Origin of the sequence: Escherichia albertii NBRC 107761 = DSM 17582, from assembly GCF_000759775.1 — a bacterium.
GTDB classification, from domain to species: domain Bacteria; phylum Pseudomonadota; class Gammaproteobacteria; order Enterobacterales; family Enterobacteriaceae; genus Escherichia; species Escherichia albertii.
Map to the genome: position 1 here is coordinate 22,726 of NZ_BBMY01000013.1, position 16,925 is coordinate 39,650.

Consider the following 16,925-nt stretch of genomic DNA (forward strand, 5'->3'; position numbering starts at 1 on the left):
TGTTATCACCGTATTAACAGGAAACAGCTTCCACTTCTAATAAGGCCAGATCTTTTTTCCGTAATACCAGGCTCACACGACGAGTTTCGATATGAATGGGGTCGCCGAGTGGTGCGACACGCACCACATTAAAAGAAGAGCCGGGTAACATGCCAAGAGAAAGCAGCTTCTGACGATATGCCGGGCTGATTTCACGGGAAAAGCCAGTGATTTTCCACGCAGTATCTGGAGTGTATTGCATAGGTGCCTACTTGTTTCTCATTAACTGGATAACTACCTCATGGGGCGTTTGACAGCGACATGAGACCAGATGATTTGCCAACGAAGGGGAGAGATTAAATAATCAACAGCACAATGATAATGAGAATGGTTTCTATCAGCAATACTTAAAATGTGTGCGAATGTTGGTTTAGATAATAATCTGACTCAATGTTGATGTGGCTCAAGGTTATATCTGGGTAGAGATATAATTCGGATAGCGAATTATTATGGCTGTTCAATGTTTTGTTAATGTTTTAATTGTTAATGTTGTGATAAATATTGACGAAATGTTGTGTGAGTTTGGCTGTGGAATAAAAATGCCGGAGATATCAGATTGCTGACAAAGTGCGTTTTGTCCTGCCAGATGCGGCATGAACGCCTTATCGAGCCTACGATTTCGCACAAATTTAAATAACAATGATTGAACCGTAGGCCCGATAAGCTTGCGCATCGGGCAAATTTACGTTTGCCCATCAGAGCGATTAACGTTTTTTCCCCATTGCCGCTGCCAGCGCATCCATCATTGCGCTATTACCGGCAGGTTGTGCATCACGACCGCGCGGTTTGGTTGCCGGGCGGTTGTTTTGCGGGCGATCGTTACCACCGCCGCGACGGGCGTTGGTTTCACCTGGTTGCTCGTCCAGACGCATGGTCAGCGCGATACGTTTACGCTGAAGATCTACCTCCAGTACTTTCACCTTCACAATATCGCCCGCTTTCACCACGGTGTGCGGATCTTCCACAAACTTATTCGACAAGGAAGAGATGTGAACCAGGCCGTCCTGATGCACGCCGATATCGACAAATGCGCCAAAGTTAGTGACGTTGGTGACTGCGCCTTCCAGAATCATGCCCGGTTGTAAGTCGTTCATCGTCTCGACGCCATCAGCAAACTGGGCTGTTTTAAATTCTGGACGCGGATCGCGACCTGGCTTTTCCAGTTCTTTGATGATGTCAGTCACCGTCGGTACACCGAACTTCTCATCGGTGAAATCCGAGGCTTTCAGGTTACGCAGTTCGCTGCTGTTGCCCATCAGATCTTTCAGCGCCTGTTGCGTTGCCGCCAGAATGCGTTCCACCACCGGATAGGCTTCCGGGTGAACGGTGGAGGCGTCCAGTGGGTTATCGCCGTGGTTAATACGCAGGAAGCCCGCACACTGTTCGAAGGCTTTTGGCCCCAGACGGCTCACTTTTAACAGTTGTTGACGGTTTTTGAATAGCCCGTTCTCATCGCGCCAGGCCACGATGTTTTGCGCCATCATACGCGTCAGGCCAGCCACGCGAGTTAACAGCGGAACGGATGCCGTGTTGAGATCGACGCCAACGGCGTTTACACAATCTTCCACTACCGCATCCAGCTTGCGGGCCAGTTGCGTCTGGCTGACGTCATGCTGGTACTGACCCACGCCGATAGATTTCGGATCGATTTTTACCAGCTCTGCCAGTGGATCCTGCAAACGGCGGGCGATAGATACTGCGCCACGCAGAGAAACATCGAGATCCGGGAATTCCTGCGCCGCCAGTTCGGAAGCGGAGTAAACTGATGCGCCTGCTTCGCTGACGATCACTTTCTGCGCAGTGACTTTCGGGAACTGTTTCTGTACGTCGAGATAGAAACGTTCTGTCTCGCGGGAAGCCGTACCGTTGCCGATCGCCACCAGTTCGACATTATGCTTTTCACACAGTGCGGCAACGGTCATCGCCGCTTTTGCGGCCTGCCCGGTGTGTGGATAAATGGTATCGGTCGCCACCAGTTTGCCGGTCGCCTCGACTACCGCCACTTTGACGCCGGTACGCAGACCCGGATCGAGGCCCATTGTCGCACGCAGCCCGGCAGGAGCGGCCATCAGCAGATCGTGCAGGTTACGGGCAAAAACGTTAATCGCTTCATCTTCCGCACGTTCGCGCACGGTGCCCATCAACTCGGTTTCCAGATGCATCAGCACCTTGATGCGCCAGGTCCAGCTCACCACGCCTTTGCGCCAGCTATCTGCCGGAGCATTGTTCAGGCGCAGGCCGAGGTGATCGATGATGATTTGTTCGCAATAGCTCTCTTTCGGCGGCTCGTCGAACTGCGGATCGGCATTTAGCGAAAGCTGGAGTACGCCTTCGTTACGACCACGGAACATCGCCAGCGCGCGGTGAGAAGGCACCGTTGACAGCGGTTCGTGATGATCGAAATAATCGCGGAATTTCGCGCCTTCCTCTTCTTTACCACTCACTACAGTCGAGACGAGATGCGCGTTTTTCCATAGATAATCACGCACTTTCGCCAGCAGAGCGGCATCCTCCGCGAAGCGCTCCATCAGAATATAGCGTGCGCCGTCCAGCGCGGCTTTGGTATCTGCCACGCCTTTATCGGCATCAATAAATTGTGCGGCGGCGACTTCCGGCGTATGTGATGGATCGTTCCACAACAGGTCAGCCAGTGGTTCAAGACCTGCTTCAATGGCGATTTGTCCACGGGTACGGCGTTTGGGTTTGTAGGGCAGATAGAGGTCTTCGAGTTCGGTTTTGCTCAAGGTGGCGTTGATGGCATTCGCCAGTTCGTCGGTGAGTTTACCTTGTTCGGAAATGGATTTGAGGATCGCCTGACGTCTCTCTTCCAGTTCGCGCAGGTAGCTCAGACGTGTTTCCAGATTACGCAATTGCGTGTCATCCAGACCGCCAGTGATTTCCTTACGATAACGTGCGATAAACGGCACGGTATTTCCTTCGTCAAGCAGGCGAACGGCAGCGTCAACTTGTTCCGGGCGAGCCTGAATTTCACCCGCAATAATGCGGCAGAACGAATCATTCATCATGGTTTGAGTTCATCTATTCGGATCAAAAATCAGGGGATAGTTATACGGATTGGCTGGCAAAAATGCCAGCCAAAGGCAGGAGGTTAAGATTCTTCTTTACGGTTTCACGTATTCGATGGCATTAACGTACCAACTCGCCTCTCCGGCTGGGGTATTCACTATTGCCAGATCGCCCACCTCTTTTTTCAGCAACGCGCGGGCCATCGGGGAATCAATAGAGATGTAGTCCTTACGACCAAAGATTTCATCGTAGCCGACAATACGGAAACGGTGAGTTACGCCATCGTCATTTTCAATCTCTACCCACGCGCCAAAAAAGACTTTGCCTTCCTGCTGTGGGGAGTAATCGACGATTTTGAGATTTTCCATGCATTTAGTGAGATAGCGCACACGGCGGTCGATTTCACGCAGGCGCTTTTTATTATACTGATAGTCAGCATTTTCGCTTCGGTCGCCCAGACTTGCGGCCCAGGTCACCTTCTTTGTGACCTCCGGGCGTTCTTCACGCCAGAGATAATTTAGCTCTTGTTTGAGTTTTTCATACCCTTCCCGGGTAACCAGGGGCGTTTTCATCTCGTTGATTCCCTTTGTCTGTTTGATAATGCGCACATTGGGTATAACGTGATCATATCAACAGAATCAATAATGTTTCGCCGAATAAATTGTATACTTAAGCTGCTGTTTAATATGCTTTGTAACAATTTAGGCTGAAATTCATACCAGATTTAGCTGGTGACGAACGTAAGCTTTTTTAAGAATACACGCTTACAAATTGTTGCGAACCTTTGGGAGTACAAACAATGCAAGAGAACTACAAGATTCTGGTGGTCGATGACGACATGCGCCTGCGTGCGCTGCTGGAACGTTATCTCACCGAACAAGGCTTCCAGGTTCGAAGCGTCGCTAATGCAGAACAGATGGATCGCCTGCTGACTCGTGAATCTTTCCATCTTATGGTACTGGATTTGATGTTACCTGGTGAAGATGGATTGTCGATTTGCCGACGTCTTCGTAGCCAGAGCAACCCGATGCCGATCATCATGGTGACGGCGAAAGGGGAAGAGGTTGACCGTATTGTTGGCCTGGAAATTGGTGCTGACGATTACATTCCCAAGCCGTTTAACCCCCGTGAGCTGTTGGCCCGTATCCGTGCGGTACTGCGTCGTCAGGCGAACGAGCTGCCAGGCGCGCCGTCACAGGAAGAAGCGGTGATTGCCTTCGGTAAGTTCAAACTTAACCTCGGTACGCGCGAGATGTTCCGCGACGATGAGCCGATGCCGCTTACCAGCGGTGAGTTTGCGGTACTGAAGGCGCTGGTCAGCCATCCGCGTGAGCCGCTCTCCCGCGATAAGTTAATGAACCTTGCCCGTGGTCGTGAATATTCTGCAATGGAACGTTCCATTGATGTGCAGATCTCGCGTTTGCGTCGCATGGTAGAAGAAGATCCGGCGCATCCGCGTTACATTCAGACCGTCTGGGGTCTGGGCTACGTCTTCGTACCGGACGGTTCTAAAGCATGAGGCGATTGCGCTTCTCGCCACGAAGTTCATTTGCTCGCACGTTATTGCTCATCGTCACCTTGCTGTTCGTCAGCCTGGTGACGACTTATCTGGTGGTGCTGAACTTCGCGATTTTGCCGAGCCTTCAGCAGTTTAATAAAGTCCTCGCGTACGAAGTGCGTATGTTGATGACCGATAAACTGCAACTGGAGGACGGCACACAGTTGGTTGTGCCTCCCGCTTTCCGTCGGGAGATCTACCGTGAGCTGGGGATCTCTCTTTACTCCAACGAGGCCGCCGAAGAAGCAGGCCTGCGTTGGGCGCAACATTATGAATTCTTAAGCCATCAGATGGCGCAGCAACTGGGAGGCCCGACGGAAGTTCGCGTCGAGGTCAACAAGAGCTCGCCCGTCGTCTGGTTGAAAACCTGGCTGTCGCCCAATATCTGGGTGCGTGTGCCGCTGACCGAAATTCATCAGGGAGATTTCTCCCCGCTATTTCGCTATACATTGGCGATTATGTTGATGGCGATAGGCGGAGCGTGGTTATTTATACGTATTCAAAACCGCCCCCTGGTCGATCTCGAACATGCCGCTTTGCAGGTAGGTAAAGGGATTATTCCGCCGCCGCTACGTGAATATGGTGCATCGGAGGTGCGTTCGGTTACCCGCGCCTTTAACCATATGGCGGCTGGGGTAAAGCAACTGGCGGATGACCGTACGTTACTGATGGCGGGGGTCAGCCATGACCTGCGCACGCCGCTGACGCGTATTCGCCTGGCGACTGAAATGATGAGCGAGCAGGATGGTTATCTTGCAGAATCCATCAATAAGGATATTGAAGAGTGTAACGCCATCATTGAGCAGTTCATCGACTACCTGCGTACCGGGCAGGAGATGCCGATGGAATTGGCCGATCTTAATGCCGTGCTTGGTGAGGTGATTGCCGCTGAAAGCGGTTATGAGCGGGAAATTGAAACTGCGCTTTACCCCGGTAGTATTGAAGTGAAAATGCATCCATTGTCGATTAAACGCGCAGTGGCGAATATGGTGGTGAATGCTGCCCGTTACGGCAATGGCTGGATCAAGGTCAGCAGCGGCACCGAGCCGAATCGCGCCTGGTTCCAGGTAGAAGACGATGGCCCGGGTATTGCGCCAGAACAACGTAAGCACCTTTTCCAGCCGTTTGTCCGTGGCGACAGTGCGCGCACCATTAGCGGCACGGGGTTAGGACTGGCGATTGTGCAGCGTATCGTGGACAACCATAACGGGATGCTGGAGCTTGGTACCAGTGAGCGGGGGGGGCTTTCCATTCGCGCCTGGCTGCCTGTGCCGGTAACGCGAGCGCAGGGTACGACAAAAGAAGGGTAAATAAAACGGGAGGCGCAGGTGCCTCCCGTTTTATTTTGTGCGTTCGTATCTACTGAATAAATACGGTTTCAGACATCTGCAGCATACAAAGTAAAGTGCACTGTAAGCTGATTGCAGGCTAGCGTATCTTGATTGGTAGAAACAAACTAAAGGAATAGCTCGATGCAACTCACCAATGAAGAACAAGCACAGATTGCACGTATAAAAGAAAAGATTCCACGCATTGCCGCACTGGATCCTGAATGTAAGTTATTCGGTTCTGAAGGTTGGAAATATCAATGGCCGAAACCTGCCCGCGAAGCGAAAATAGCTTCCTGGGAGAAAAAACACGGCGTCACTTTGCCACGGGAATATCGAATTTTTCTTCGCTATATCGCTAATGGGGGACCGGCACATGCTTACGGTCTTAAATCTTTAGACAGTACATATGTTTACGGTGATATAACAAAAGAAAGTCCTATTCCGCTGTACATGACCCAGCAGGATGTCGATAAGTTGAATGCTGACAATACGGAAGATGATGATGACGAATTTACTTTTTTTGACGGCGCATTGACTATTCTCACCCTGGGATGTACTTATGATATTTGCCTGGTGGTGACGGGGCAGTATCGTGGAAGGTTAATGTTGACTGATGGTGATGAAGAATATCCCTTCGATTTTATTTACGACAAAAACTTTCTCGACTGGTATGAACGCTGGCTGGACGATTTTATTGCTGGCATGAGTATGAAAGGTTTCGATAGAAGTTTACCAGGAACGCAAATCCAACTGCGTGAGTGGTTTTTAACTGAGTAAATCCCGGATTTACGTAGACCCATCTTATTCTCGCTATGCCGCTTTCCACAGACAGAACCCGAAACTCTTGCCCTTTGGGAACATGTTTGCCGTACAGAGAATGATAAAGAATTGTGTGAAGAGGCATTCATAAGATTACGCCAAAAAAAAGCTTCTTGTGCTGCAGATATTTTTCGACTCTATTTTACAATGCCAGGTGAATTACGTGATATTGCTATTAAAGATCTTCGTTTTGCCTGTAGAGATAGTGTGGTGAATATTGAGGATTATATTCATTCACTGTTAATAATGATGCCTGAGCTTGACGATGAAACTCTATCCTCAGCTGTCTTTGCTATACAAGAAACAGAATATAATAAATATGATACTTTTCTGCCACTTCTCGAAATTATCACTGATGACCGTCAGCAAACATTATTGTGGGCGATGAGCAAGGCGCCTGATTTCAACGAAAGCCGAGGATTCGTTGAGTTGATATTACTACTGTTTACATCATCAAAGATGGAGACTGTACGAAAGGCTATTTTGCTGCTTTGTGAAATTAAAGATAATCGTATTCCACCATTGGTTGATGAAGCTGCAACTCGTTTCCCTGAACTGACCATTTTACGAGAAAACTACTATCTCAGGACATGGGGACATAAGCCATAAATTAATGGTTCAGGAATGATCTAACGCGGAGAGAAATATGATCAGGGAACGTATTCAGCAAGCGATAAATGAAAGGTTAGTATCTGATAGCCCATTCAATGTTGTTCCTGAATCTGCAAGCCCTGCGTTTGATGGTCAGATCCCGACATTGAAAAACGGTGTCTGGCAGAAGGCCAGTCCTATGTTGCAGGCGCGTTTTGCACATTGTGGACGTTGGTTAAGCGCTACACATGGAAGCTGGCTAAGCATAAGTGATATGGAAATGCTTTGGCAGGAACACATAGAAAATACGTTTCTCAATGAAATCAAAATGAACGCTGAAGCTTCACGTGATAATTGGGATAATCATGTCTGGGGATTATTCCATTCAAATCGCTTGTCACTTTTTGCCGGTAGTGATTTCAGTTATGAAATGGTTTTTCTCCTTTGGCTTGATAGTAGCGTTGAGCCAGAAGTCTGGGTTTATGACTGCAATGGGGAATCACGTTATAAAGATTTTGATGATTATCTGAAGGCATATCTTTGTGATGACGTGAGTGCCTGTTCTCGTTCCTGGCGAGCAGAATGATGCCTGTTAATACGAATAAAAATGGTCAGTGCCGGAGTCAGTATCTCTTTGATCCACAAACCACCCGTTACCTTGGCACAGTGCAAATCCACTATACCCAGACAACATATAACGCTGCCGTTAAGTGCTATGTCCGTTATATTAAAGAGCGTTTTAAATGGTGGGCATTTGGCTTGTCGGCAATATTGCTCATACTTCCACTATGGTTGAACCCGTCTCATGACTTAAAATTCACCGGAGTCAGCAGATTAGTGCTCATTTTCACGTTGGTCTGCCTGTGGTCAATGTTCCTGTTAATCAGCAGAAGAATTAACGATTTTAAGTCAAAAACAAAGCAAGTTACTTTTACGAAACCCGTACGTTATGAGTTTTACCTCGAGGGGATTGTTTTTTATGAATCTCATCAGCAGGGCATACTTCGCTGGGGGGATTTTTATGGTATTGACTACGAAGAAGATTATTTGTGGCTTTTTCTGCACTTACCGAAGAGTTTCTCCAGAGAAACGACGAAAGAGTTTTGCGATATTTTCATTCCCTCCAGCGCGATAAAAGCACAGCCTGAACTGGATGCGTTTTTTCGTGAAACACGCCATTCGCTGGATTATCTGTTTGCCCCGTTTAATTCTGACAGAAAATAAAAAATCCCCTGTATCTTGCGAAACGGGGGATTTCGTCTCTTAACTTAACCGATTACAGCTTCGGACCCGCAGCTACCAGAACGGCACCCGCTGGGGTGTCGGTGTATTCAATGTTATCGATGTGATAGATCGGATAAGAAACGCGGGTGTTCTCGGTTTTTGAACCATCGTCAAAGTCGATAGGTAGAAGATGACTGTCCGGGTATTGCGCCAGAACAACGTAAGCACCTTTTCCAGCCGTTTGTCCGTGGCGACAGTGCGCGCACCATTAGCGGCACGGGGTTAGGACTGGCGATTGTGCAGCGTATCGTGGACAACCATAACGGGATGCTGGAGCTTGGTACCAGTGAGCGGGGGGGCTTTCCATTCGCGCCTGGCTGCCTGTGCCGGTAACGCGAGCGCAGGGCACGACAAAAGAAGGGTAAATAAAACGGGAGGCGCAGGTGCCTCCCGTTTTTAGATTGTTTTCAATTGATTGATAATGAAAGGATTCGCTTGCAAAAGTAGGAGCAATTTTCGGGGTGCTCCGGTAGGCTGACGGCGTTTGGTTTCCCAGCTTTTGACCAGGTCATAACTTACCCCTACGGCGACAGCAAAATCTTGCTGACGTAAACCCGTTGCTTCACGGATCGCTTTTACATCGATTTCGCTAAAAGTATGGACGTGCTCTGGTTCAGGCGTTTCTTCACCCTTTTCGATGCGTACCATTTCTTCTGCGCTGGCAAGAAGATCAGCAAATAATTCATCTTTCATCTGTTTTCAATGCCTCCGTTGGCATTTCGGCCATGGTGGAATTTGTGGAGCTTCAACATTAAAGCAGCTTCTCGGACAATAGTTTCAATGCCTTTCTTTGTTCTTCTGTTAAATCATCCTGTTCATTTTTAGGATAAATCAACGCCAGATAAATTCGGCCATTGCGTGTCACATTGTAATAAATTATCCGAATACCACCCCGTTTCCCCATTCCAGAACGGTTCCAGCGAATTTTTCTGAAACTGCCTGTGCCCGCGATAATGTCACCGGCAGTGGGATCTTGAATGAGTAGTTCCTGAAAAGCCCGGAACTCATCATCAGGTAGCAATAACTGGCGGCGTTTGCTAAATCCTTGTAGTTCAATAAAGGTGAACATAATGCATCCTGCGGTCTATTGATAATTATAAGTGTACCGTGTACATATTGGTAGCTAATTAGATATAAAAAAACCCCTTATCCGTTTGGATAAGGGGTCAATGAGATATCAGCTGATTACAGCTTAGGACCAGCCGCTACCAGCGCGGCACCCGCAGGGGTGTCGGTGTATTTATCGAAGTTGTCGATAAACAGTTTCGCCAGCGTTTCGGCTTTTTCCTGCCACTGTTCCGGGGAAGCGTAGGTGTTACGCGGATCGAGGATCTTCGTGTCTACGCCCGGCAGTTCGGTTGGGATCGCCAGGTTAAACATCGGCAGAGTGAAAGTTTCTGCATTATCCAGCGAACCGTTGAGGATGGCGTCGATAATGGCGCGGGTATCTTTAATCGAAATACGTTTGCCAGTGCCGTTCCAGCCAGTGTTCACCAGATACGCCTGCGCGCCTGCGGCCTGCATACGTTTGACCAGTGCTTCTGCGTACTGAGTCGGGTGCAGCGACAGGAATGCCGCGCCGAAACAGGCAGAGAAAGTTGGCGTTGGTTCGGTGATACCGCGTTCGGTGCCAGCCAGTTTGGCGGTGAAGCCAGAGAGGAAGTGGTACTGGGTTTGATCGGCGGTCAGGCGAGAAACCGGCGGCAGTACGCCAAAAGCATCGGCCGTCAGGAAGATAACTTTAGTTGCGTGGCCTGCTTTGGAAACGGGCTTAACGATGTTATCGATATGGTAGATCGGATAAGAAACGCGGGTGTTCTCGGTTTTTGAACCATCATCAAAGTCGATAGTGCCATCTTCGCGTACGGTGACGTTTTCCAGCAGCGCATCGCGGCGGATAGCGTTGTAAATTTCAGGCTCCGCTTCTTTCGACAGTTTGATGGTTTTCGCGTAGCAGCCGCCTTCGAAGTTAAACACGCCGTCGTCATCCCAGCCGTGCTCGTCATCGCCAATCAGGCGGCGTTTCGGGTCGGTGGAAAGGGTGGTTTTACCAGTGCCGGAAAGACCGAAGAATACCGCAACATCACCTTTCTCGCCAACGTTGGCGGAGCAGTGCATGGAGGCAATACCTTTCAGCGGCAGCAGGTAGTTCATCATTGAGAACATCCCTTTCTTCATTTCCCCGCCGTACCAGGTGCCGCCAATCAATTGCATACGTTCGGTCAGGTTAAATGCCACGAAGTTTTCAGAGTTCAGGCCCTGCTCTTTCCACTGTGGGTTGGTGCATTTTGCACCGTTCATGACGATAAAGTCAGGTTTGAACCCTTCCAGCTCTTCATCGCTCGGGCGAATAAACATGTTTTTGACGAAATGCGCCTGCCAGGCCACTTCAGTAATAAAACGAACGGAAAGACGAGTATCCGGGTTAGCGCCACAGAAGGCATCTACAACGAACAGACGTTTGCCGGAAAGCTGTTTGGTCACCAGACCTTTCAGATGCTGCCAGGTTTCAGGGGAGAGAGGTTTGTTGTCGTTCTTACCTTTGCCTTTGTCGGCCCACCAGAAAGTATCACGAGTGGTATCGTCACGAACGATATATTTATCTTTTGGTGAACGACCCGTGAAGATCCCAGTATCAACAGCAACAGCACCCAGATTAGTTAACACCCCGCGCTCATAACCGGTCAGGCTCGGGTCCAGCTCCTCCTGATACAGTAGATCGTAGCTTGGGTTGTAAACGATATCATGTACGTCACTGATACCATAAGCCTCGAGTTCTTGCGGGGTCAAACCATTGTTAACGCGCATTTCACTGCTCCTTAGCCAATATGTATTGCCTGAATAGTAAAGTCTTTTTGGGGGTGTTAACCGCGACAAGGCTCATAGATTTACGTATCTGGAGAAATTCATATTTGACAAAAAACTCCGTGATTCCTGTCACGAAACGGTTGATATTATCGCAGAAATGGCATTTTAGATGTAGAAAATGTTCTTAAAAGGTTAAAAAAAGGTATGTTTGACGGGGATATTGTGACTGTAATCGCATTCACTAAAGAAAATCATGCAAATCAAACAGTAAACGTATCGATTCAACACGAGAAAAAAAAGCACTAAATGTGGTTTCACATTTTAGAATGTCTGGTGGGAATTTAGGAATGAGGTGGAGACGGCAAAGAATCTCCACCTTAAGGCTTCAGATAATTAGTGAACTTGCGGATCTGCTGGAGACGCGTTGTTACGAAGCTCTGCAATGTCCATGGCGTTGAACAGATAGTGGTTACCGCAGTAATCACAATGCATGTCAATTTCGCCTTCTTCAGCCAGGATGCTATCCACTTCTTCATTTGACAGCGTTTTTAGCGCGTCAGCGCAGCGCTCACGAGAACAGGTGCATTTGAACTCGACATCCTGCGGGTCGTAAACCGTTACTTCTTCTTCGTGATACAGACGCCACAAAACCTCGTTTGCCGGTAAAGTCAGCAGTTCTTCAGTTTTGATGGTTTCGGTCAGCGTTGCCAGGTGATTGAAGTCATCCTGTTGGGCATCTTGCGCTGGCATTACCTGTAACAACATACCGCCTGCAGCGGGTTTGCCGTCAACTTCGCCGGTGCGAATGAAAAGGCGTGTCGGTAGCTGTTCAGAGCGCATAAAGTAATCTTCCAGGCAGGCCGCCAGGGTATCGCCTTCCAGACCCACCACGCCCTGATAGCGTTCGCCTTCGCGCGGGGTAATCGTAATCACGACGTAACCATTCCCGACCAGTGTTTTCAGATCGGCATCTTCAGGGATCTCGCCCTGTACACGCGCCACGCCGCGCATTTGTTGGTTGTTGTTACCGTTGATTACCGCCAGATTCATCGGGCCATCGCCTTGTAACTGAACGGTGATATCACCATCAAATTTCAGGGTGGCGGTCAGCAGGCTGGTCGCAACCAGCAATTCTGCCAGCACGTTTTTCACGGGTTGCGGATAATCGTGATTCTCAAGGATCTGTTGCAGGGTTTCCGAAACGGTCACCAGTTCGCCGCGTACGGCAAAGTTTTCAAACAGATAGCGATGTAATTGGTCATGTTGCGGCATAGTCATCTCTCTTGCAGGTGACAGTTATTCACTGTCGCCATGTTTAAATCGTAACAGGTCGCGGCGCTCTTTTTTGTCCGGGCGTCGGTCCGGGTGCGGCATGGTTAAGGCATTAAGTTTACGTGCCAGCGCCATTTTTTCGCGTTTCTCTACACTTTCCGCAGTCTCTTCATACAGCAAGACCGCCTCGCTGGCGGGGCGACGTTGCTCAGTAATCGCCTTCACGATTACTGTTCGTTCGTCATTTCCCTGGCGCAGAGTGAGCGTGGCATTCAGATCGACGATTTTGCTCGGCTTGCTGCGTTGCCCGTTGTAATGCACCTTACCGCCTTCAATCATTTCGCGGGCCAGCGCGCGGGTTTTATAAAAACGGGCGGCCCACAGCCATTTATCCAGTCGAACCTCAACAGCAGGTTTCTCTTTCATGGCGTCTCCTTCACATTAGCGAGGGGATCAGACGTCGGTAGTCATTCAGTGACGGATGGCGAAGATACTGTTTTTCGGCAATCCCGGAGTCGGGGTTAGTGACGCCGAGGCAGTAACGAATTCCAAATTGTGCGGCAGCATCGAGAATGGCTTCACTGTCATCGATAAACAGCGTTCTTTCTGCCTTCAGACCCGTAGCTTCGGCCACCGCATGCCATAACCGCTGATCCTCTTTCGGATAACCAAATGTGTGGGTGGAAAGTAATAAATCAAGGTGTGCGTCCAGACCGGTGTGCTCAAGTTTTACGGCCAGGTTATGCGGGTGAGCGTTGGTGAGCAAAATTCGCTGCTTACCGCTGGCTTTCAGAGCCTCCAGAAACGGAATGGTATCTTCACGCAATACGGCGCGCGGCCCCATCTCGGTGGTCATCGCACAAATATCCAGACCCAGTTGCTCACTCCAGTAATCAAGACAGTACCAGTTTAGCGTATGCTGCACGTCGTGATATTGCTGACGCATATATTCCATCGCTTCCTGTGGTGTGACGCCGTTCTGCGCCCCCCATGTTTCGGGCACCAGTTTTTGCCAGAAATAATTATCGAAGGCGAGGTCGAGTAGTGTGCCGTCCATATCCAGCAGAACGGTGTCTACGTCCTGCCAGGCAATGTTGATATGCATGGGGGAAATCTCCAGAGTGAAGCAATTTGCGCGACAGAGTAGCATAACCTGCCGCGCAAACGTGTTATTCGATGAGGCTTTCTGAAGATGTGAGTAGCTTAGGATTCAGGCAGCTTTCGTAATATTCCTGAATTTTCAGCATACGAATACGATGACGCTGGTAACGTCGCCAGGCTTGTACGCCATTATAGATAGCGCTGCCCAGCATCGTCAGTAGTAGCAATGTGGTACCGAGATAGCGCCACAGGCCGGAACGATCCGGGATAGGGTGCAAGCCGATATGCTGTGTGCCATTGGCATCGGTGAAAATGTTGGTGACGATACCCTCGGCGTTAAACGGCGTATGCATCAACATTTGCGCCAGCTTCTGGAAGGCGCTCCACTGCTCTTGCGGCGGATAGTCATAAAGCGAAACCGTGGGCCACGGCTGATCGACTAAATCGCTGCCTTCGTCACTGACAATCAGGAATCCTCCCGGAGCAGGGCTATTCAGTGATTGTGCCGCTCGTGCCGTTTCATGCGTGATAAATGGGGCCGTGGAGGTTGCCACCAGATTATCGAGTGAATCCGCGCTCACTGGACGGAGCAACACATTCACACCATCGAGTTTCCCTGCATTAGCGCGTTTCACCAGTGTGTACCAGTCTTTACTATTGCTGAGATTCACCAGGGCATTTTTCAGTCGTACGCAATCATCTTTGGCTGCACAAAGATCTGCGGTCTTCAGCACGATGTCGCCAAAGTCATCGAGCAGCACCATACCGGATTTCTGAATTGCGGAACGTAATGAGGCGCTGACGCGAGATTCATCCTCCGGTTTAGGATGCAACTGTCGGTTTACTGACTCTGTCAACGCCATGGCCTTGTTGACCAGCTCAGACTCTGGTAGCGGTAATGAACGGGCGTCATTCCAGATGATCTGTGAGCAGTCAAACGGTAAGAAAGGTGAATTGGTTTTCGCGCTCCAGCTCCCGGACGCCGGGATATTACACATACCTGTACCGCTAATGCGTAAGGTATCTCCCACCCGTACGCCAGCGTCAGCAAGTTGTTTAACGCTGGTGGCTTCAATAGTCTGCGCGCCCTTCATCCACGAGAGTGTGAATTTCAGCGGCATGTCTAATGGGATCCAGAACAGCAGCATAAACAACACCAGCAGTGAACCGACGGCGATAATCGTACTGCGTAGCCAGTGCTGCAACGGGAAATTTTTCACTTCATCGTGCAGTGAAAGATAACGTCCCTGACGGGCCACGTGGCGATCGAGGTAGATATCGATATCGGTTTGTTGGCCGAGATCCTGGGCAATATAAGGTAGCCAGTGGGCAGGATAAACCAGGTCGATGATGCCGAGCGAAATGTTGTTTATCTGCTCTTGATCGTTCTCGCCAAATAAGCCCCAACGGCGCGGCGTACCACGCAGGCAGTGAATCTCTCGTAGAGAGGATTTTGCCGGGGGCGCGAATATCCCCCACAGACCCGCTGCCAGCAGCAGTAAGGCACCGCCAGCCAGCCACGGAACAAATACATCGGGAGTAACCAGACAGAAAAAAAACATCAGGAAAGAGGCGACAATCAGCAATGCTTCACGCAGCCCATGCGGGCGGCTAAGCTCGTGCTCTTCGTGCGTTTCCTGACGAATGTGGAGTAACTCGATTTGCTCGCTTTCTTCACCGCGAATCGATGCCTGCGTTGATGAGACAGGTTGTAAGGCGTAGCCGCGGGTCTCCTGCATATACTCTTGCAGCGTATGACCATTGAGTGAAATAACCAGCGGGAGCGAGTTGGTATGAATGAGTTCGACGGTGTTTTCATCGTTGATGTACTGCTCCCAGAAGGGAGGCAGATGCACTTCCACCGAATCGAGGTAATAACGCCATTTGTTAGGATCGTCAGTCGAAATACCGTATCGCGTGATGGCGTGTGTCAGCATCATCACGTTATTGCTTTTGGTGTTCAACGTCAGAGAGACCGGCGCAGTGCAGGCGCCCGTCGGTCCGGGAGCCTGCAAAATTTGCGTCAGGCTTTCAAGATAGTTTTCAACGGCGCTACGTTCTTCAGGGGTGAGTTTGCGCGTTTGTGCGTCAGCGAAGGCGCTAGTCCAGGGCAATTGTCGCCGCCGGGCGCGTATTTTGAACAGCCACCCCGCAAGTAGTGAGCAGGCCAGCAAAGCAGCTAAAAAAATGACAATGGTGCTCATGCTTTCCCCATCTTACTTAATCTGTCAGGCGTGGTAAGTTGCACCCTGGACACAAAACATAATTCTGCGGTTGGCTATCGGCAAGCGTGGAGTTGAACTTGAGCATCATTAAGCGCATCCCAGTGACTGCTGATCATAGCAAACCCTTTGAAGGCGGAATATCAGCAAATTCCTGGAGTTATTTCAACCTATTGACTTTTAATTTGATTTAAGAACTATTATTTATTGAGTTACGTAAATGTAAATAATATGCAATTCACATTGCCGAAAGTGTGTTGCGTATCGCACAATAACGGCTGATTTCACTGCAAAGATTCCACAATGAGCAAATCATTACAAAAACCCTCCATTCTGAATGTTGAAACTGTAGCCCGTTCCCGATTGTTTACTGTCGAAAGCGTGGATTTGGAGTTCAGCAATGGCGTGCGGCGTGTTTATGAAAGAATGCGTCCAACCAACCGGGAAGCGGTGATGATTGTGCCTATTGTCGACGATCACCTGATCCTTATTCGTGAGTACGCGGTAGGAACTGAATCCTACGAACTGGGATTTTCGAAAGGATTAATTGATCCTGGTGAAAGCGTCTATGAAGCTGCAAACCGCGAACTAAAAGAAGAGGTGGGATTTGGCGCGAGGGATCTGACTTTTTTGAAAAAGCTCAGCATGGCGCCGTCTTACTTTTCCAGCAAAATGAATATTGTGGTGGCGCAGGACCTCTACCCGGAATCGCTGGAAGGCGATGAGCCAGAGCCGTTGCCTCAGGTTCGCTGGCCGCTGGCGAAGATAATGGATTTACTTGAAGAGCCTGACTTTAATGAAGCGCGCAATGTTAGCGCGCTGTTCCTCGTGCGCGAGTGGCTGAAGGGCCTGGGGCGGTTGTAAATACGCGCA

At 49.6% G+C, this 16,925-nt stretch carries 17 protein-coding genes and 2 pseudogenes; 8 read left to right on the forward strand and 11 right to left on the reverse strand.

The features are described 5' to 3' along the window. Positions 1 to 13: 13 nt before the first annotated feature. From feoA to greB, 3 genes are all read right to left on the reverse strand, one after another. Complete coding sequence (gene feoA, locus EA14781_RS03810) at positions 14 to 241, reverse strand: ferrous iron transporter A (RefSeq protein ID WP_001200455.1); 228 nt, start codon at positions 239 to 241, stop codon at positions 14 to 16. A 502-nt stretch (positions 242 to 743) separates the two neighbouring features. After that, positions 744 to 3,065: a Tex family protein gene (locus EA14781_RS03815; RefSeq protein WP_000980749.1), complete on the reverse strand. Its 2,322-nt coding sequence runs from the start codon at positions 3,063 to 3,065 to the stop codon at positions 744 to 746. A gap of 96 nt (positions 3,066 to 3,161) precedes the next feature. Then, positions 3,162 to 3,638 (reverse strand): transcription elongation factor GreB, encoded by a 477-nt coding sequence (gene greB, locus EA14781_RS03820; protein WP_000856740.1) that lies wholly within the window; start codon positions 3,636 to 3,638, stop codon positions 3,162 to 3,164. A gap of 227 nt (positions 3,639 to 3,865) precedes the next feature. Between greB and ompR the strand changes: the two genes are divergently transcribed. The 6 genes from ompR (at position 3,866) to EA14781_RS03845 (ending at position 8,589) form a co-directional block, all read left to right on the forward strand. Continuing rightward, positions 3,866 to 4,585: an osmolarity response regulator transcription factor OmpR gene (ompR, locus tag EA14781_RS03825; RefSeq protein WP_001157747.1), complete on the forward strand. Its 720-nt coding sequence runs from the start codon at positions 3,866 to 3,868 to the stop codon at positions 4,583 to 4,585. Continuing rightward, positions 4,582 to 5,934 (forward strand): two-component system sensor histidine kinase EnvZ, encoded by a 1,353-nt coding sequence (gene envZ / locus EA14781_RS03830; protein WP_001253712.1) that lies wholly within the window; start codon positions 4,582 to 4,584, stop codon positions 5,932 to 5,934. The genes ompR and envZ overlap by 4 nt, the downstream gene beginning before the upstream one ends. Before the next feature lie 162 nt (positions 5,935 to 6,096). After that, positions 6,097 to 6,732 (forward strand): SMI1/KNR4 family protein, encoded by a 636-nt coding sequence (locus EA14781_RS25595; protein WP_001177602.1) that lies wholly within the window; start codon positions 6,097 to 6,099, stop codon positions 6,730 to 6,732. Between the two features lie 111 nt (positions 6,733 to 6,843). Beyond that, positions 6,844 to 7,383, forward strand: coding sequence for a hypothetical protein (locus EA14781_RS25600; RefSeq protein WP_241685424.1), 540 nt, complete (start codon positions 6,844 to 6,846; stop codon positions 7,381 to 7,383). 37 nt (positions 7,384 to 7,420) lie between these two features. Next, complete coding sequence (locus EA14781_RS03840) at positions 7,421 to 7,951, forward strand: hypothetical protein (RefSeq protein ID WP_000617618.1); 531 nt, start codon at positions 7,421 to 7,423, stop codon at positions 7,949 to 7,951. Continuing rightward, complete coding sequence (locus EA14781_RS03845; protein ID WP_000983045.1) at positions 7,948 to 8,589, forward strand: YcxB family protein; 642 nt, start codon at positions 7,948 to 7,950, stop codon at positions 8,587 to 8,589. The genes EA14781_RS03840 and EA14781_RS03845 overlap by 4 nt, the downstream gene beginning before the upstream one ends. An 85-nt stretch (positions 8,590 to 8,674) precedes the next feature. Here the strand turns inward: EA14781_RS03845 and EA14781_RS24620 are convergent. Next, positions 8,675 to 8,770, reverse strand: a pseudogene (locus tag EA14781_RS24620) (phosphoenolpyruvate carboxykinase (ATP)); the annotation flags it as partial. A 2-nt stretch (positions 8,771 to 8,772) separates the two neighbouring features. On the opposite strand from EA14781_RS24620, the pseudogene EA14781_RS22665 reads away from it, so the two are divergent. Then, positions 8,773 to 9,014, forward strand: a pseudogene (locus EA14781_RS22665) (ATP-binding protein); the annotation flags it as partial. A gap of 31 nt (positions 9,015 to 9,045) precedes the next feature. On the opposite strand, the gene nadS reads toward EA14781_RS22665, so the two are convergent. The 7 genes from nadS to igaA all read right to left on the reverse strand — a co-directional run bounded on the left by nadS (position 9,046) and on the right by igaA (position 16,034). Beyond that, positions 9,046 to 9,342 (reverse strand): NadS family protein, encoded by a 297-nt coding sequence (gene nadS, locus EA14781_RS03850; RefSeq protein ID WP_000650976.1) that lies wholly within the window; start codon positions 9,340 to 9,342, stop codon positions 9,046 to 9,048. Between the two features lie 58 nt (positions 9,343 to 9,400). After that, positions 9,401 to 9,718 carry a type II toxin-antitoxin system RelE/ParE family toxin gene (locus EA14781_RS03855; RefSeq protein WP_000493756.1) on the reverse strand — a complete coding sequence of 106 codons (318 nt, stop codon included), beginning with the start codon at positions 9,716 to 9,718 and terminating at the stop codon, positions 9,401 to 9,403. Between the two features lie 116 nt (positions 9,719 to 9,834). Next, positions 9,835 to 11,457, reverse strand: a complete 1,623-nt coding sequence (pckA, locus tag EA14781_RS03860; protein WP_002460035.1) for a phosphoenolpyruvate carboxykinase (ATP) — start codon at positions 11,455 to 11,457, stop codon at positions 9,835 to 9,837. 393 nt (positions 11,458 to 11,850) lie between these two features. Further along, on the reverse strand, positions 11,851 to 12,729 hold the full coding sequence (hslO, locus tag EA14781_RS03865; protein WP_024164661.1) for an Hsp33 family molecular chaperone HslO: 879 nt from the start codon (positions 12,727 to 12,729) through the stop codon (positions 11,851 to 11,853). A gap of 24 nt (positions 12,730 to 12,753) precedes the next feature. Further along, a complete protein-coding gene (hslR, locus tag EA14781_RS03870) occupies positions 12,754 to 13,155 on the reverse strand; it encodes a ribosome-associated heat shock protein Hsp15 (RefSeq protein WP_000660478.1) in 402 nt (133 codons plus the stop codon). 10 nt (positions 13,156 to 13,165) lie between these two features. Continuing rightward, a complete protein-coding gene (gene yrfG / locus EA14781_RS03875; protein WP_002460031.1) occupies positions 13,166 to 13,834 on the reverse strand; it encodes a GMP/IMP nucleotidase in 669 nt (222 codons plus the stop codon). Positions 13,835 to 13,898: 64 nt separating this feature from the next. Further along, positions 13,899 to 16,034 (reverse strand): intracellular growth attenuator protein IgaA, encoded by a 2,136-nt coding sequence (gene igaA / locus EA14781_RS03880; RefSeq protein WP_000104497.1) that lies wholly within the window; start codon positions 16,032 to 16,034, stop codon positions 13,899 to 13,901. A 321-nt stretch (positions 16,035 to 16,355) separates the two neighbouring features. Here igaA and nudE point away from each other — a divergent pair, with 321 nt between their 5' ends. Continuing rightward, positions 16,356 to 16,916: an ADP compounds hydrolase NudE gene (gene nudE / locus EA14781_RS03885; RefSeq protein WP_000045723.1), complete on the forward strand. Its 561-nt coding sequence runs from the start codon at positions 16,356 to 16,358 to the stop codon at positions 16,914 to 16,916. Positions 16,917 to 16,925 lie beyond the last annotated feature (9 nt).

What these genes read in the sequence shown, in the direction of transcription:
- EA14781_RS03845 (WP_000983045.1), top strand. Translation starts at nt 7,948, where the DNA reads ATGATGCCTGTTAATACGAATAAAAATGGTCAGTGCCGGAGTCAGTAT.
- EA14781_RS03855 (WP_000493756.1), bottom strand. Translation starts at nt 9,718, where the DNA reads ATGTTCACCTTTATTGAACTACAAGGATTTAGCAAACGCCGCCAGTTA.
- EA14781_RS03840 (WP_000617618.1), top strand. Translation starts at nt 7,421, where the DNA reads ATGATCAGGGAACGTATTCAGCAAGCGATAAATGAAAGGTTAGTATCT.
- igaA (WP_000104497.1), bottom strand. Translation starts at nt 16,034, where the DNA reads ATGAGCACCATTGTCATTTTTTTAGCTGCTTTGCTGGCCTGCTCACTA.
- EA14781_RS25595 (WP_001177602.1), top strand. Translation starts at nt 6,097, where the DNA reads ATGCAACTCACCAATGAAGAACAAGCACAGATTGCACGTATAAAAGAA.
- pckA (WP_002460035.1), bottom strand. Translation starts at nt 11,457, where the DNA reads ATGCGCGTTAACAATGGTTTGACCCCGCAAGAACTCGAGGCTTATGGT.
- yrfG (WP_002460031.1), bottom strand. Translation starts at nt 13,834, where the DNA reads ATGCATATCAACATTGCCTGGCAGGACGTAGACACCGTTCTGCTGGAT.
- nudE (WP_000045723.1), top strand. Translation starts at nt 16,356, where the DNA reads ATGAGCAAATCATTACAAAAACCCTCCATTCTGAATGTTGAAACTGTA.
- greB (WP_000856740.1), bottom strand. Translation starts at nt 3,638, where the DNA reads ATGAAAACGCCCCTGGTTACCCGGGAAGGGTATGAAAAACTCAAACAA.
- hslR (WP_000660478.1), bottom strand. Translation starts at nt 13,155, where the DNA reads ATGAAAGAGAAACCTGCTGTTGAGGTTCGACTGGATAAATGGCTGTGG.
- nadS (WP_000650976.1), bottom strand. Translation starts at nt 9,342, where the DNA reads ATGAAAGATGAATTATTTGCTGATCTTCTTGCCAGCGCAGAAGAAATG.
- ompR (WP_001157747.1), top strand. Translation starts at nt 3,866, where the DNA reads ATGCAAGAGAACTACAAGATTCTGGTGGTCGATGACGACATGCGCCTG.
- feoA (WP_001200455.1), bottom strand. Translation starts at nt 241, where the DNA reads ATGCAATACACTCCAGATACTGCGTGGAAAATCACTGGCTTTTCCCGT.
- EA14781_RS03815 (WP_000980749.1), bottom strand. Translation starts at nt 3,065, where the DNA reads ATGATGAATGATTCGTTCTGCCGCATTATTGCGGGTGAAATTCAGGCT.
- hslO (WP_024164661.1), bottom strand. Translation starts at nt 12,729, where the DNA reads ATGCCGCAACATGACCAATTACATCGCTATCTGTTTGAAAACTTTGCC.
- envZ (WP_001253712.1), top strand. Translation starts at nt 4,582, where the DNA reads ATGAGGCGATTGCGCTTCTCGCCACGAAGTTCATTTGCTCGCACGTTA.